Consider the following 16,298-nt stretch of genomic DNA (forward strand, 5'->3'; position numbering starts at 1 on the left):
AGAGGCTGCCAAAGAGGAGCCGGTATTTGCAGACAGGTCACCTGCTACCTGTACCAGCCTTTTGGTTCGACGTTTATCACCCAAGTCAGCGCATCCGAAAGTCTGTTCAGCCCATTGTTGAGGGGGGTGGGGAATCATGATCTTGGTTTACCTCAAAAAAGGATAAACCAAGATTAGGATTTGTGACTAAGAGATAGCACAGAGCCAGGGGAAGCTCTGAGTGTATTAGTAATTTCCTGCACAAGACTACGAACGCCGTTTTCCCGGTTGGTGTGGCTTTTTCTCTTCCGGTGCGTTGAAGATCAGGTAAAGCTCCATCAACACTTCGGGAATCTGGCCGCACATATCTTCTGTGAGCTTGCTGTCCCTGCGAATATCCTGAAACTCCTGCTCATCATCAAACAGACCTGAGGCCAGCATGATCGGCAGCAGGAGTTCACAAACCTCCTGTTCATTGGTTCCGAACCAGGTGTCTTCATCGAGGAAGTGAGCCACCATAAAGCCGATGCACCAGTTGGCGAGGGCCTCATCGTCATGGTCTTCCAGTTCCTCGGATTCGCAGGAGAGGGAGAAGCCCTCATCTTCGTCGTTAAATCCTCGGTCGATGGTCGTTTGCATTCTGGCAATAAGTTCATTCAACTCATTGGCACTGGCAGCAGGGAGCTCAACCTCACCATCAAAAATACACTCGTTCCGTACCTGCTCGGTCAGGTCTATGGGGCAGATGGTCAGGGCCGTCAGGAAACCGTGGAGGCCATGGTAGTCAAGAGTTCCTTCATTTTGTTCCGTAAAAGGCTGTAACAGCGCCTCCACAGAAGCACGGGTATTGGACATAGAGGGTATCCTGAAAGTTTGAGGAGGGATTTTACTCTGGCTTTGGTGGAGATAAAAGTCTGTCCGGTGAAGCCTTTATCATGATGGGTTACCTGATAATGAGCATCACTGTTTTTTTCTTCGTATAGAACTAAATGTTGGTTGCTAACGTCTGATTGAGTGGAGTGATCAGCCCATAAGCCGTCCAAACAGTCTCTGATACGGTTGGACGTAAAACAAAAAACATCAAATGTCGTTCATATGTATGGTGAATCCTTGGAGATTGAGTATGGATAATAAGCCTGTAGGTAGACCCTGCAAAACATATAGCTTGCGATCTGATGACCAAAGGGATAAGCCTGTTAGAGAAGGGCGCATGAAGGATGGCAAATCAGTAAGGCCATTTAAATCTTTGAGGTTGATGTTAATGCGTCAAAGGCCTGCTGAGGAACCGGTGTATGCTAAAGATCGACGGGAGCTTGTGCATTGTGATAGGCAACTTGCCGGAAAAGTCAGTTCAGAAATACGTGGCAGGATATCCCGGTCAAGAGTTGAGGCAGCGTCGACCAGTGCAAGGTCTCCTATGGGGCGAGCTGAATTCGGGGCTGCAGTGGATGTTATGAGAGGGATCCCAAACCAGTCGGCAAAAGCAAAAGATTGCTTTTCTGCGTTTTTTTTTCCGGTAACCTTCTCCTGCAAGCTCAATGATGTTGAGGAAACACTTCCCCATGAAATGGCACGTAAGATTTGTGATAACGATGCCATCCGGGATTGTGCGGCTTATCTGGCAAATGGGGGAACCGAAAAAGTCAGATTAAGGAAATATGAAGAATCGTATCAGAATGACGTAGGCAGGGTTGATTTAACCATTATTAAAGAAGGTACGCATGGTGCTCAACCACACAAGTTCAACACCAAAAACTATAAGTGCAGTTTGAATCTTGCAGATGAATCTGTCAGTAATCATGAGGTTGAGAGGATGATGGCTTCATATCTTGAGGGGCAGGGTTCTGAGCTGTCGGATTCCTTGAAAATTCTTCTTGGGCAAGGCTTGTTGAATCAGCTATATGCGTGCTTCTCTGAAATGGGGGTGAAACTGAGTTGCTCAGGATCTTCAAGCTGCACTCATATTTTGGAACTAAACGACTGGCGGTGTGTTTTGAAATCAACTGTGACTTACAATGAGTATATCAATGCAGATGGTAAGGCAAAAAAACTGAAATTACCTTGTTCTTTTTCTGTGATGATCAGTCTTGGTTCTTTGAGTAAAAGTGGTAATTGGCGCCTGAATGAAGCAAAAATAAATCTGAACTTTCATGGTAAGGTGGCACGGGTGGTAGAGAGACAAATCAAGCCGGCAGCTTCAAGGCGGCTACTCCTGGACATCGAAGAGATAACCGGGAATGCCGGAGGTTTGCTTGCTGCTCGAGCACTGAATGATGGCGGGTTGAGGCGTTGTAACAGTGACGATAGCCTATTATCTTCTGTTTCAAAAAAGCCAAAAACCAGAAAAACTTATTTTAAAAAAGGTTTTTTGTTAAAAGATAATAAGGTGTTTTTATGTGATACTACTCTGAGTAAGTATGATGTGCGGTGGCAGTTGAGTAAATTTAACTGGGTGTCTGAATATAATGAAGGTTTAATAATAAGAGGTATCCAGTCTGATGGTAATCATGCTGGCATGGAAGAGATTGTGGTGCGATGCTCAAATTTACTTCGCTGGTATCCTTCAGGAAAAAAACAGTTTTTTGATTTTTGGCTTGAGGGTAATATTGATACACTGAAGAATTATGGTGTTTCTTATTTGAGTGCTCTAAAACAAGCGATTTTAGCTGAATGCAGGTGTTTATGGAATGCCCAGTTTCAAGAGTATCTTGATAAATATTTAAATTTCAATTATCAGGATTATGCCGGTCAGGTATTTCCAGAATTAAGTTTACAGGCTAATGGGAGTGAATTTTTAGAGATTGCCGTTGCCATTTGTAAAAGTCAGGAAAATACATCAAATGTAGTGGCTTGGGTGAAAGCATTGAATGACATTCGTCAGGAATTAATGGCGGCAAAATCATTGTCCAATAGCTTATGTGCCGAGTATCTTCTCAAACTGGGAAAAGCCAAGGCGGGCAGCTTTTCAATTGTTGCCAGTTATCGAGGGTGTCCCCAATTAAAACACGAGCCAGCTCGTGAACTGGTGCCGTATTTTAACCGATTCTCAACCGGAGGCCAGAAGCTGGTCAGCATTCTTCTTTATGAGAACATGAACAGGGTAAAGGTGTTGTGTAAGGCTTCATGGGTTGGTCATTATTTGACCGCGATAGAGGTGCACAATAATCCCCATGAGAATGATGAATTTGTCAATAACTTATCGAGAGATTTAAAGTTATGTATTGAAACAGGTGGGCGACATATGACGATAGTATGATTTGTTGGATCCTATCAGGATTTGATGAAGATGTTGGCGAGTATCCGTATACTTGGCCTTTTATCAGATGCGATTATGTTCAATGCCTGATCCTGCTCTGGATATTTTAAAAAATACATTTGGTTACCCGTCCTTTCGAGGATTCCAGCAAGAGGTAATTAATGAAATCGTTGCTGGCCGTGATGCCCTGGTATTGATGCCTACAGGGGGTGGGAAATCACTCTGTTACCAGATCCCCGCGTTATTAAGAGGTGGTACGGCAGTTGTCGTTTCTCCTTTGATCGCCTTGATGGATGACCAGATTAACAGTCTTCGGGAGCTGGGTATTCGTGCCGACTGTCTGCACTCCGCCATGCTGGGGGAAGACAGGCTTCAGGTTGAGCGGGAACTGCTGATCGGTGATCTGGATTTATTGTATGTAGCGCCGGAAAGACTGCTGACTGAGTCGATGCAGCGGCTACTGGATCAGATTCAGGTGGCTTTGTTTGCCATTGATGAGGCTCACTGTGTCTCTCAGTGGGGGCACGATTTCCGGCCGGAATACCTGCAACTCTCCTGTTTGCAAACACGGTTTCCCGGGGTTCCCAGAATTGCCCTGACAGCGACGGCCGATCAGAGAACCCGGCAGGAAATCCGTGAACGACTGGGGCTTGGAGCTGCCCGGGTATTTATAGATAGCTTTAACCGACCCAATATTTTCTACCGGATCAGCCAGAAGAAGCAGGGTAAACAACAGCTACTGAACTTTCTTAATAAAGAGCATCCCGAAGATTCCGGTATTGTTTATTGCCTTTCCCGTAAGAAAGTGGAGCAGACTGCCCAGTGGTTGACGCAGTCAGGGCGAAAGGCGCTGCCCTACCATGCCGGGCTTTCACCGGAAGAACGGCGGGCAAACCAGCACCGGTTCATTGTCGAAGAAGGGATCATCATTGTCGCGACCATTGCCTTTGGTATGGGGATTGATAAACCGGATGTGCGGTTTGTGGCCCACCTGGACCTGCCAAGAAGTATTGAAGCCTATTACCAGGAGACCGGCCGAGCGGGGCGTGATGGTCTGCCCGCGACCGCCTGGATGGTTTATGGCTTACAGGATGTGGTGCTGCTCAAACAGCTTCAGGCCCGTTCCAGTGCCAGTGTGCATATTCAACAGATAGAGCAGCAAAAGCTGGAAGCCATGCTGGCGCTTTGTGAGGTGACCGGATGTCGACGACAGGTGTTGTTGAATTACTTTGATGAGCCTCTGGATAAACCCTGTGGCTATTGTGACTTGTGTCTTGAGCCACCGGAAATATGGGATGGGACCGAAGTTGCCCGCAAGGCGTTGTCCTGTATTTACCGGAGCGGGCAGAGCTTCGGGGTGGCTCATCTTGTGGATATTCTGTTGGGGAAAAGCACCGATAAAATCCGCCGTTTTGGTCATGATCGTCTGAGCACTTTTGGTATTGGTACCGAGCTGGATCAGAGCAGCTGGCGGTCGGTCTATCGCCAGCTGGTGGCCAGAGGGTACGTGAATGTGGATCACGACAGTCACGGTGCCCTTAAACTGAATGAGCGTTGCCGGTCACTGTTAAAAGGTGATGAGCGTATTCAGTTACGCCGTGATCGTTATGAGCCTTCCCGGAGGTATGAGCAGGAATACCGGGAAGTTGGTCGTGTGGTGGTGGAAGCCCATGATCAGCAGTTGTGGGAGGCTTTGCGCCAGTGGCGCCGTACCCATGCTGAAGAACAGAATGTCCCCGCTTATGTCATCGTTAACGACAAGACCCTGATGGAGCTGATAAAGGTGCGTCCTCAATCCCATCTTGAATTGTCGAGAATCACTGGAATAGGTCAGTTTAAGCTGGAGAAATACGGCGATGACTTATTAGCAGTTTTGGGGGGCAGCCAGGGCGTTACCGAGAAATGTTAATGGTCCTTTACAGGCGGTGCACAGATAGACCGTTCCCCGTTGTGAGCGGTTGTGTCGTATGGTGCTCAGGTGAATCGTCTTGCCCTGACAGTGGCATCGATAGAGCCACTGCTTCCGGCTGCTTCTTCCGGTGTCGTACCGGTGACAACGATCGGCGGGAAGTCTGAATACCCTGGTCATGATCCCTTGCCACTCTCTGCCATGAGCCCGGATGTTTCGGCCAAACAGTTCATAGGCCAGCAGGTGTGCCACCTCGTGGGCAACGGTTTGCTGGATAAAGTGCTCACGGTTTTCCTGAAGCAGCACTTTATTAAAGCGCAGTTGATGTTTTTCAATCCACGCCTGACCCGCTGTCTCCCCGGTGAGATCCAGTCGAATATAAGGTTTTTTAAACGGTTGTTGAAAAAAGCTTTCTGCTTCCTGATAAAGCTCAAGAATCCGCTGTTCAATTTGGTGAAGGTCGTTCGGCAATGGTCTGTCTGCTCTCTGAGTTTGCCCGCAAATCATAGTGGATTGCTCAGGATTGTGAAATCCGTAAGGCACAAAAAAAGCCGTATAAAACGGCTTAACCCGGATATTTCATAAACATGCTCCCGTTCTCGCTTGTCCTTCGCCGCTCTAAGGGAGTTTTGTTCAGTCGACCGTACTCCCCGGTACGGCGCTTCCTCACAAAATCCCTTAGAGTGACAAAGCCCTGCGCGAGATTCGGGGCAGTTTATGAAATATCCGGGTTAATCTGTAAGGTTGGGACTAATAACTCTGAACATACTCAGGCCCAATGCCCATACCCCAGAAAATAACGGTAGTGATCATAATGGACACCAGAACCACCAGGCCAATACAGAGAACCGAGCTGGCATAGATAAAGCCCTGTTCCTGAGGAATCTTCATGAAAATATGGAGACCGCTGTACAGCAGGTAGGCCGTGGCAGATACCGCCACAGTGCCGGCAATAATAGCCAGCCACAGGGATGGATAGAGACCGCAGATACCAATGAGAAACAGAGGATAGGCGGTATAGCAGGTAAAGGCTGTACAGTCTGCCAGCGACGGGTCGCTGTTGAAGTTACCACTCATCCAGTGGATAAACCAACTCATGACCGCAACGCCACAGACCATCGCCATCCAGGCAAGGATGGACATCCACAGGGCACTCTCAGGTGTGAGTCTTACCACATTGGTGCTGCCGGGAAGGCTCCAGCCAGTCATCGTAGTACCAATGTAAGTGCAGATGGCGGGCAGGGCTGCCAGCCAGATGATTTGGCCAAGGTAGAGCTGGATCAATCCGGGTGGGTTCTTGCGAATGCTGACCCATTCGTTGTCGGGCTCAGTAAGCAAGCCCCAGAAATGGCTTAGGATCATAACAGTGCCTCCATATATTCGGCAGGATATCAGGCCGCTTCTTCCACTGAAGTGGTGGATACTGATACTGACCGGCGCTTAACCTTTGTTATTATTATTGGCTCTCTGCAGAGGTTTTCCATCGCAGAACCGCGTTAAGCCGCTCCTCAAGTGTTGTCATGTTTCGCCCGGTTTGTAAAGAAACTGAACGTTTTTTAGTGGATTTTCTCCCTTTTTTGGCCATCAGCCTTTATCCTGTTGCTGATCAAGATGTTTTACTGAGGTACTCATGCTCAATAAGATTGATAAAATTATGTTGGGTATTTTTCTGGCGTTAATCGTGCTGTCTTTGGGGATTCACTGGCAGGGTAAGTTTGCGTCAGGGCCTGAAATACCGGGGGCGGTTGAAAAGACAGAAGCGTTGCCGGTTGTGACCATACCGGATTTCAGCAGCATGGTTGATGTCAAGGCCAAGAAAAGTGCTTTCTTTGGCTTCTTATTGCCGATGGTGCAAGAAGAGAATGATACGATTTTACAAAATCGTCAGCGGATTATGGCGTTATCTTCCCAGTCAGAGCTGACGGAGAACGATCGGTTATGGCTGGCTGATATGGGTAGAAAGTACCGTATAGGTGATGTGTCAGTCTTTGATGAGCTGTTTTTTGCCGAGTTGCTGACGTGTGTCGATATGATCCCTGCTTCTCTTGCCCTGGCTCAGTCGGCTAATGAAACAGCGTGGGGGACTTCACGATTTGCCCGACAGGGTAACAACTTCTTTGGCCAGTGGTGTTTCAGACCGGGGTGCGGAATTGTACCCGGGGCTCGCCCGGAAGGAGAGACCTACGAAGTTCAGAAGTTTAAGGATGTTGCGGCTTCGGTCCGTGCTTATATGCACAACCTGAACACCAATCATCAATACAGGGCTTTGAGGCAGCTGCGGGAGCAGAGAAGAGTCAGCCAGGAGCCAGTCACAGGCGCTGACCTGGCCCATGGTTTGCGGGCATATTCCATCCGGGGTGAAGAATATATTGAAGAACTGCTTTCCATGATCAACAGCAATCAATTGCTGCGGTATGATTTACATAATCAAGGCTAAATATTAAAAGAAGGAATTCCCGTGACCATATCATTCAGCAATTCTGCCTCGCTCCGTTTTTGCTTTGTCAATCTATGGCGAACAGTAAAAACATTGTCCCTTGGTGCCTTGCTACTCATTCTTCCGGGCCTGGTGGTGGCAGCGCCTGCCAGCACCTACTGGGCATTTTGGGACAAAAGCAATCCAGAGTCTTCTGCGGTGATCAATCACCATCTCTGGCAGGAGATTCTGGATACCTATCTGGCACTTCGCCCGGGTGGCAATCGTTTTCGATATGGACAGGTCAGTCAGGAAGATCGGGACAAGCTTGATAAATACCTGACGGCTATGGCCTCCCTGGACCCAAGGACATACTCATTAGCGGAGCAGAAAGCGTACTGGATCAACGTTTATAACGCGTTAACGGTTGATCTGGTGCTGGAACACTATCCGGTTACATCCATTACCAAAATTGGCCCGTGGTATCAGTTTGGCCCATGGGATATGGATATCACCCAGGTAGCGGGGCAAAACCTGACGTTGAATGATATTGAACACCGGATTCTCAGACCACTATGGGACGATAGCCGTATTCATTATGCGGTGAATTGTGCCAGCATCGGTTGCCCGGATTTGTCCCCCATGGTGTTTACCGCAGACAATACTGAGCCAATGCTGGATGAACTTGCCAGGCGCTTTATCCGGCAGGAAAAAGGCATGAGCTGGGTGGAAGGCAAGCTGACGCTGTCGCGCATCTATGAATGGTATGAACAGGATTTTGTTGATCAGGAGGGGGTTGTTTTACATCTGCGGCAGTTTGCTTCTCAGGCAGATGCCCGGCGGCTGAAAAAATACACCGGCACCATTCAGTACCAATATGACTGGCGCCTGAATGAGCTGAAGTAGCCTGTTTCTTTGCCGATCAACTTTCTTAATCAGGCGCTTCACCAAAGGATGGCTCTGAAATAACGCTAAAAAAAGGTGCCATGTATGGCCAGATACGTCGTTTCAGCTTTGCTCTTATTGTTCAGTATTGCGGTCCAGGCGGTTCCATCCCCGGATCGCTGGTCATATTGGGATAAGGCTGACCAGAGTAGTGAGCAGGTGGTTGATCACTCGCAATGGCAGAATTTTCTGGATCGCTACGTAATACTCTCTGAATCAACCGGAATGTATATGGTTGAGTATGGGCGTGTTACCAAAACTGAAAAAGAGAGTCTGGATGGTTATCTGAACAGTCTTGCCGGGCTGGACCCCAGAAAGCTGAATCGTACCGAACAGTTGGCTTATTGGATCAACCTTTATAACGCATTAACCGTTGACCTGATTCTTGATTACTATCCGGTCAAGTCCATTACCAAGTTGGGCAAGGGATGGTTCCGTATGGGGCCCTGGCGGGATGAACTTATCATGATTGCTGGTCAGGCTATCTCCCTGCACGATATTGAACATCGAATTCTCCGCCCCATCTGGAACAATCCCCGGATTCACTATGCATTGAACTGTGCCAGCATTGGCTGCCCTGATTTATTGCCTGATGCGTTCCGGGGAAGCAGGATTGATCAACAGCTGGAGGCAGCCGCCCGACGCTTTATTAATCAGAAAAAAGGCGCAACCCTGGTCAATGGTCGCCTGGTGCTGTCCAGTATTTTTGATTGGTATGAAGATGATTTTATTGATAAAGATGGGGTATTGAACGAGATAAAATCATTTGCCAGCGGTGATTTAAAGCATCAATTGGAAAACTACAGAGGACGGATCAGTTACCGCTACAACTGGAAGCTTAATGAGTACAGGCCGTAATAAAATAGCGTTGTTGTTTATATTTTGGCCATTTTATCTTTCCTGTCTTGCTACTGATATTATTGCTCTGCGTCAGACATCTTGCGTTTATTCCATCCCCACACCATGATCGTATTGGTTCATCCCCGGGGTTCTGTTAATTTTGCCGGGTATTACCAGTTATCAAGAGCAAATGTTAATGAGTCAGGAAGTACTGTCTGTTGCCTCAGCAGACAAAGCAGCACCTCTGAAAGTTGCACTGATTGGATATGGCTGGTGGGGCGCTGAAGCCTACACTCCGGCTATTCAACAAGATGGCCGGGCAAAAATTGTTGCCGTTTGTGCCCGCAGTGAAGCCACCCTGGAAAAAGCCCGTAATAGCCTTGGCGATTCTCTCAGGCTGTATACCTGTCTGGAAACCATGCTGGCCGAAGAAACACTGGATGCAGTTTTTCTGGCCGTGCCTGACAAACTCCATGAACAGTATCTGCTTCAGGTGATTCAATCCGGGGTGCCGACTTTTTACGAGCCACCGATCTCTCACGAGGCGGCACGTATCCCTATCATGGTGGACAAGCTTCTGAGTGCACCGCAGCTGCTCCATGGCGATACCGAGCTGGTTTATGCTCCGGTGTTTGCAAAAGCATTTGAGTGTGCCCAAAGTGGTCTGCTGGGTGACATACGCCATATCAACCTGCGCCTGAATTCCAGCTGGGGGCCGCTGACAGACAACGGCCTGTCGCTGATGAACAATATTGCCCCCTGGTACATTGATGTTATCTGTCGTGTTGTCAGCCAGCTGCCACTGCGGGTTATGGTGTTTGAGGATCAGGAATATATTCAGACACGCACCCAGAGTCAGAGTCAGGCAGTGCTGGATTTTGGCAAGGTGAGTGCCACCTTCCGGGCTAATATCGCCTCTGCCGCAGCATTCGATGAAACTGTGCTGGAGGTTTATGGCACCGAAGGTGAGCTGACCGCCAGTTATTTCACCGGCGAGTTCCGCGTGCGCGTTAAGGGTGACCAGGACTGGCGCAGTGAACAGATCGATCCAATATTGCCAATTGCTGGCTGGCCCGGCATGCATGAGTCGGTTAAAGACTTCTTTGATGCCTTGCTCAGCGGCGGCCAGACCCGAAATAACCCGGTGCGGATGGCTCAGCTCTGTGCCATTGGTGCCGCTGCCGAGCAGTCACGAAATCATCGCAACTGGGTCGATATCGATTACCCGGAATGCTGATTCCCGAACCCGGGTAAAACAGTCTTGATGCAGGTCGGTTCCCATATGGGAACCGACTCGTGACCTGCAAGAAATACCTTCAAATAAACGACTGATGTTTGTTTTGTGTAATCGCCCCGCCTTTATTAAGCACTCCCCCATATTTAATTTTTTCGGTTGATTAATCGATGGGTTTTGTTTATTTTGACATTTAATTTCGCAAAGCGAAACTAATGGATTGCAAAATGATTAAATAATAAGAACAGTTGTTGTCTGGCCACAGGAATCGTTCCAGACCATAGGGTAAACCAATGATTAGAGATCAGGAAACTCTTGACCAGTTGCTGGATAGCATTGCCCGCTTTGTCCAGGGTCGATTGGTGCCTGCTGAGGCTCAGGTAGCCGAACAGGATGAAATTCCCGAAGCGATTATCAGGGAGATGAAAGAGCTGGGTTTATTCGGGTTAACCATACCGGAGGAGTTCGGTGGACTGGGATTAACTATGGAGGAAGAAGCCCTGGTGGCCATGGAATTGGGGCGCACCTCACCGGCTTTTCGTTCACTGATTGGTACCAACAATGGCATTGGTTCCGCAGCCATCGTCTTTGATGGTACTGATGATCAAAAAAAGAAATACCTGCCAAAATATGCCACCGGGGAGTTGATTGGCTCTTTTTGCCTGACCGAGCCGGATGTGGGGTCAGATGCGTCTGCGATCAAAACTACCGCCAGGCTCGAAGGTGATCATTATGTACTCAATGGTACCAAACGATTTATCACCAATGCGCCCCGGGCAGGTACTTTCACGGTGATGGCCCGTACCAATCCTGCCATTAAAGGTGCCCGGGGCATATCAGCCTTTATTGTTGATGCCGGTAGCGAAGGCATTTCCCTGGGGGTTAAAGATAAAAAGATGGGACAGGCCGGTTCCCATACGTCAGATGTCATTTTTGATGATGTCCGCGTTCCCGTAGAGAACCTTATTGGCGGCAAGGAAGGCGAAGGGTTTATTGCTTCCATGAAAGTACTCGACCGTGGTCGTTTGCACATTGCTGCCCTGAGCGTTGGTATTGCCCAACGTCTGATAGACGATGCCCTGCAGTATGCCATGGATCGCAGGCAATTCGGCAAACCCATCGCCGAACACCAGATGATTCAAGCCATGCTGGCAGACTGTAAGACCGAAATCTATGCGGCCAGATGCATGGTGATGGAGGCTGCCCGGCAGCGTGATGAAGGACAGTTAATCAGTACAGAAGCTTCCTGCTGCAAATTGTTTGCTACCGAAATGGTGGGCCGGGTGGCTGACCGGGCAGTACAGATTCATGGCGGCTCGGGGTATATCTCCGAGTACGCGGTTGAACGCTTTTACCGGGATGTGCGCTTGTTCCGTTTGTACGAAGGCACCTCGGAAATCCAACGCATGATTATTGCTCGAAATATGGTTAAAGCCGCGAGCTGAGATCTGCGAACCTTAAATAATAATAAGTAACCGGGACGTTGTTATGAATATTGATTTTTCTCCTGAAGAACTCGCCTTTCAAAAAGAGGTTCAGGCGTTTCTCGCTGATAAATTGCCTGCGGATATCAGTGAAAAAACGCTGAAAGGTACACATCTGACCAAAGAAGACTATGTGTCCTGGCAAAAAATCCTGCACGCCCGGGGATGGGCAGGCGTCAACTGGCCTGTTGAGCATGGCGGCACTGGCTGGTCTCCAACCCAAAAGCATATCTGGGCGGAAGAGTGTGCCAAAGCGGGCGCGCCGGATGTCATACCTTTTGGCTTAAAGATGGTGGCACCAATTATCTACACCTTTGGAACTGAAGAGCAAAAGCAACGGTTCCTGCCGGATATTCTGGCGACCAATGTCTGGTGGTGTCAGGGGTATTCCGAGCCTAATGCCGGTTCTGACCTTGCCTCTATGAAAACCACTGCCGTACGTGACGGCGATGACTACATTGTTAATGGCACCAAAACCTGGACCACCCTTGGCCATTATGCCGACTGGATATTCTGCCTGGTGCGCACCGGCAGCCCTGAGGTAAAAAATCAGGAAGCCATCAGCTTTCTATTGATTGATATGGATCACCCGGGCATCACCGTGTCCCCCATTATCACGCTGGATGGTCACAGAGAAGTGAACGAAGTGCACTTTGATAACGTCAGAGTGCCGGTGGCCAACCGCATAGGGGAAGAGGGCAAGGGTTGGACCTATGCCAAGGTGCTGCTGACCCATGAGCGCACCGGTATAGCCAGGGTGGCCATTTCCAGGCAATGCATGAAGTCTCTGAAGGAGCTTGCCGCATCAACCCCTGACAGCATCACCGGGGCAGGCGGAAATTTACTGACCAACCCGGCCTTTTCCCAAAAGCTGGCCGAGGTGGAAATCGAACTGCTGGCCCTTGAATACACCAATCTCCGTACCCTGGCCGCTGTCAGTACAGGATCTGCGCCTGGTCCGGAATCGTCGATTCTCAAAATCAAAGGCTCCGAAGTGGCCCAGATGATCGATGAACTCTATGTAGAGGTCGCCGGTTATTACAGCATGCCCTTTGTCAAAGAGCAGTTTGTCGATGGGTTTGATGGTGTAGCGGTTGGGCCAGGTACCGCCGCCAATAGTGCTCCCAAATATTTTAATAATCGCAAAGTGTCGATTTATGGGGGCAGCAACGAAATACAGAAAAATATTATTTGCAAAGCGGTGCTTGGACTTTGAGCAACGCAGGCATCTGAGGATTGACGTATGAATTTTTCTTATAGCGATGAACAGAAGATGCTGCAGGACAGCGTTGCCAAATTTGTTCAACAGGATTATGACTTTGATCGCCGCCGCCAACTGGTGGATAGCGAAACGGGGTTCAGTAACGATCACTGGCAACTGTTTGCCGAGCTGGGTTGGCTGATGGTTCCTTTTACTGAGGCCGATGGTGGCCTTGGGGGTTCCGCCGTTGATCTTATGATCGTCATGGAGGCGTTCGGTAAAGGCATGGTGGTGGAGCCCTTTCTGGCAAGTGCCATCCTGGGCGGTGGATTAATAGCGGCTACCGGCAACGAGGCCCAGAAGGAGGAGCTGCTGGGTGTGCTGATGCAAGGTCGGCTGCAGTTGGCTTTTGCCTTTGCTGAGCCGCAAAGCCGATACAACCTTGCTGATGTTGCCATGACCGCCACCTCTGAGGATGACAGCTATACCCTCAATGGCCAGAAGTCCGTGGTATTGAATGCCCCGGCTGCTGACTATTTGATCGTGGCGGTACGTACCTCCGGAGCGCAGCTGGACGCTGACGGTATCAGCCTGTTACTGGTTGATAGCCAGACGGCAGGGATTGATATTCGTGGTTATACAACAGTGGATGGACACCGGGCGGCTGAAGTCAGCTTTACTGATGTCAAGGTACCGGCCAGTAACCTGCTGGGCGCTGAAGGTAAAGCACTCCCTGTTATCGAACAGATGATTGACCGGGCATCACTGGCCTTGTGTGCCGAAGCGGTGGGGGCAATGGAAGTTGCTTATAAGAAAACAGTCGAATATACCCGGACCAGAAAACAGTTCGGTGTTCCCATTGCCCGTTTCCAGGCCCTGCAACACCGTATGGCCGATATGTTTATAGAGTATGAGCAGGCACGCTCCATTCTCATTATGGCCGCCATGCAGCTGGATGCGAATCAGGGTATTGCGCCAAAAGCCGTTTCTGCCGCGAAAAGCCGGGTGGGCAAAGCGGCCCGCTTAATTGGCCAGGAAGCCGTGCAATTACACGGCGGCATTGGTGTCACCGATGAGCTGGATGTTGGTCATCTGTTCAAACGACTGACCACCATCCAGTATTTGTTTGGCAGCACTGACTTCCATACCCGGCGTTTTGCCGCTGCACAATAAATAACGGTCAATGCTCAACTTATCGGGGGGCTTGGCCGACGGATGTCAGGTTAAAGCCCGCTGATTGAATCTACTCTATTTCTCTATTGGTGAGTCATGTCGTATCAATTTGATTTGGCTACAGGTGTTGAATCTGTGGGGACAAATCGCTGGCAGGCACAGATATCGAAGGACTGGTTCTTTCGCGTTGCGCCAAACGGTGGCTATATGATGTCCATTGTTGCACGGGCCATGGGCAAGGCTTTTTCCCGGGGCGAGTACAATCATTGTGATCCCATTTCCGCCACGGCAACTTTTATTAATCCGGCGGATGCAGGCAGTGCTGAGATTGAAGTAACTACTCACCGACAGGGGAAACGCTTTTCTCAGGGGATAGCGACTTTAACGCAAAACGGTAAGCCCTGTGTGCAACTCATGGCCACTTACGGGAATATCGGGTCCATGGACGGTGCAACCTGCAACGAATTCAGCGCCCCCGTCATGCCCCCGCCAGAGGACTGTGAACTGTTGCCTGCTGATATCATCTCTTTTCGTGAACAAGTGGAAACACGGCTGGTGCCTGATGATTTCCAGTTTTTCCATGACGGGGGAAAAGGGCGGATGGAACATTACGGCTGGCTTCGCTTTGCGGATAATCGACCCGCTGATCTGTTGGCACTGTTGACCTTTGCTGATGCCTTGCCACGGGCATTAGGCATGCGAACGGGAGTTATGGGCTGGTTACCGACCCTGGACCTGACAGTCCAGTGTCTGGCAAAGCCTGCGCCCGGCTATATTGCCACCAAATTCAGCAGCCGTATGTTAGCGAATGGCGTTCTGGAAGAGCAGGGAGAGATGTGGGACAGTACCGGCAAACTGGTGGCTGTATGCCGACAGTCTGCAACCATTCGCGTGCCTGAAGACAAGGTTGTCTTACTGAATTAGATAATCACGTTATACATCGCCTTGGTCCCCCTTGGGAACAAGTCCAACAGAGCTTTGCTGTAATTATTGAAATGGTGTACCAGGAGGCTGACCGAGAATAGACTGCCCTACGCGGCAACTGCTCCTGCGTTGCTCTAGCTCCTGCATCCATGCAGTCGTGCGGTGGCAGCAAATTGGTCTAAAAAATCGGAAATTTTTAGCAAATAGAACCACTATTCACCAAAAATTTCCGACTTTTTATCCTCAATTTTCTGCCATCCTCGCTATGGGGTCGCCTGGGCGGGCACTATTCTCGTTCAGCCTCCAAGCAGAATCACTAGTTTCAGGCGTGGATGGTCGTGTTTTGTCTGCGCCAGAAAACGTCTTATTGCTGCTTTTTCACAATCATTTTTTGTGGAACCATCCTGTCGGCAAATCGCTTCCGGCGCTAAAGGAATGACGGTTTTTCTGGGCGGATGGATGATACAGCCGCCTATAATATTGTGGTAAAAGGTTTGATTTTTCTTGCCCTCGTTTTTAATGCAGCAGTCATCACATCGGCAGGTTCCCGAATAAAAGAGGCCAGTATCATCAATAGGAAGCAGATAAAGATCTTGGATGCTGTCAAAACATTCTGACACTGTTTTTATCAAGTAAGAAGCACTGAATTGCCTGACATCTTTCTGAATAGCCATACCCATGACTTACCCGACGACAACGATTGAGTAACATAATACAATTTCAGTCGAAGAATTGTGCGGGCATGATTTTTTTACCTATTCTGCATCTCATGTGGCTGTTGTGCTTCAGGGTTCGTCGGGAATTGCTGTAACAACTGGTTTATCCTTGCAGGAACTCTTCAAGCCAGTCATGGTGGTTGTTGACCCGTTCTGACCCGGTCGCAAATAAATCAAAATCCGGCGACAATAAATCAGAATCCGATTCCCAAATGTCAATG

At 49.1% G+C, this 16,298-nt stretch carries 15 protein-coding genes; 10 read left to right on the forward strand and 5 right to left on the reverse strand.

From position 1 onward, the window contains the following. Window positions 1–138 (reverse strand): IS4/Tn5 family transposase DNA-binding protein (locus J7438_RS22985; RefSeq protein WP_209278430.1); only part of this gene is annotated, 138 nt, incomplete at its 3' end. A gap of 108 nt (window positions 139–246) precedes the next feature. After that, entirely contained in the window at window positions 247–834 is a 588-nt protein-coding gene (locus J7438_RS22990; RefSeq protein WP_209278419.1) for a YecA/YgfB family protein, read from the reverse strand. Window positions 835–1,102: 268 nt separating this feature from the next. On the opposite strand from J7438_RS22990, the gene J7438_RS22995 reads away from it, so the two are divergent. After that, complete coding sequence (locus tag J7438_RS22995) at window positions 1,103–3,235, forward strand: hypothetical protein (protein WP_209278420.1); 2,133 nt, start codon at window positions 1,103–1,105, stop codon at window positions 3,233–3,235. An 82-nt stretch (window positions 3,236–3,317) separates the two neighbouring features. Then, complete coding sequence (recQ, locus tag J7438_RS23000; protein ID WP_286196848.1) at window positions 3,318–5,144, forward strand: DNA helicase RecQ; 1,827 nt, start codon at window positions 3,318–3,320, stop codon at window positions 5,142–5,144. Here recQ and J7438_RS23005 read toward each other — a convergent pair. Together J7438_RS23005 and J7438_RS23010 are read right to left on the reverse strand one after the other, a co-directional pair. Next, window positions 5,100–5,615 (reverse strand): SprT family zinc-dependent metalloprotease, encoded by a 516-nt coding sequence (locus tag J7438_RS23005; RefSeq protein ID WP_209278422.1) that lies wholly within the window; start codon window positions 5,613–5,615, stop codon window positions 5,100–5,102. The two genes, recQ and J7438_RS23005, sit on opposite strands and share 45 nt — an antisense overlap. Window positions 5,616–5,894: 279 nt before the next feature. Further along, entirely contained in the window at window positions 5,895–6,506 is a 612-nt protein-coding gene (locus J7438_RS23010) for a Yip1 family protein (RefSeq protein ID WP_286196849.1), read from the reverse strand. A gap of 268 nt (window positions 6,507–6,774) precedes the next feature. On the opposite strand from J7438_RS23010, the gene J7438_RS23015 reads away from it, so the two are divergent. From J7438_RS23015 to J7438_RS23050, 8 genes are all read left to right on the forward strand, one after another. Further along, the gene (locus tag J7438_RS23015) at window positions 6,775–7,581 is read left to right on the forward strand and encodes a glucosaminidase domain-containing protein (protein ID WP_209278423.1); all 807 of its coding nucleotides are present in this window, start codon (window positions 6,775–6,777) and stop codon (window positions 7,579–7,581) included. 21 nt (window positions 7,582–7,602) lie between these two features. Then, on the forward strand, window positions 7,603–8,466 hold the full coding sequence (locus J7438_RS28485) for a DUF547 domain-containing protein (RefSeq protein ID WP_209202998.1): 864 nt from the start codon (window positions 7,603–7,605) through the stop codon (window positions 8,464–8,466). Window positions 8,467–8,550: 84 nt separating this feature from the next. Then, entirely contained in the window at window positions 8,551–9,363 is an 813-nt protein-coding gene (locus J7438_RS23025; protein ID WP_209278424.1) for a DUF547 domain-containing protein, read from the forward strand. Window positions 9,364–9,541: 178 nt separating this feature from the next. Next, entirely contained in the window at window positions 9,542–10,582 is a 1,041-nt protein-coding gene (locus tag J7438_RS23030) for a Gfo/Idh/MocA family protein (protein ID WP_209278425.1), read from the forward strand. A gap of 290 nt (window positions 10,583–10,872) precedes the next feature. Further along, the gene (locus J7438_RS23035; RefSeq protein WP_209278426.1) at window positions 10,873–12,024 is read left to right on the forward strand and encodes an acyl-CoA dehydrogenase family protein; all 1,152 of its coding nucleotides are present in this window, start codon (window positions 10,873–10,875) and stop codon (window positions 12,022–12,024) included. 43 nt (window positions 12,025–12,067) lie between these two features. Continuing rightward, window positions 12,068–13,279 (forward strand): acyl-CoA dehydrogenase family protein, encoded by a 1,212-nt coding sequence (locus J7438_RS23040; RefSeq protein ID WP_209278427.1) that lies wholly within the window; start codon window positions 12,068–12,070, stop codon window positions 13,277–13,279. A 27-nt stretch (window positions 13,280–13,306) separates the two neighbouring features. Beyond that, window positions 13,307–14,437, forward strand: a complete 1,131-nt coding sequence (locus J7438_RS23045) for an acyl-CoA dehydrogenase family protein (RefSeq protein ID WP_209278428.1) — start codon at window positions 13,307–13,309, stop codon at window positions 14,435–14,437. Window positions 14,438–14,572: 135 nt separating this feature from the next. Further along, window positions 14,573–15,361, forward strand: a complete 789-nt coding sequence (locus tag J7438_RS23050) for a thioesterase family protein (protein ID WP_209202992.1) — start codon at window positions 14,573–14,575, stop codon at window positions 15,359–15,361. A 296-nt stretch (window positions 15,362–15,657) separates the two neighbouring features. Here J7438_RS23050 and J7438_RS23055 read toward each other — a convergent pair whose 3' ends face one another. After that, complete coding sequence (locus tag J7438_RS23055; protein WP_209278429.1) at window positions 15,658–16,041, reverse strand: hypothetical protein; 384 nt, start codon at window positions 16,039–16,041, stop codon at window positions 15,658–15,660. Window positions 16,042–16,298 lie beyond the last annotated feature (257 nt).

It is taken from the genome of Thalassotalea sp. G20_0, from assembly GCF_017744175.1.
Taxonomy (GTDB): domain Bacteria; phylum Pseudomonadota; class Gammaproteobacteria; order Pseudomonadales; family Endozoicomonadaceae; genus Endozoicomonas.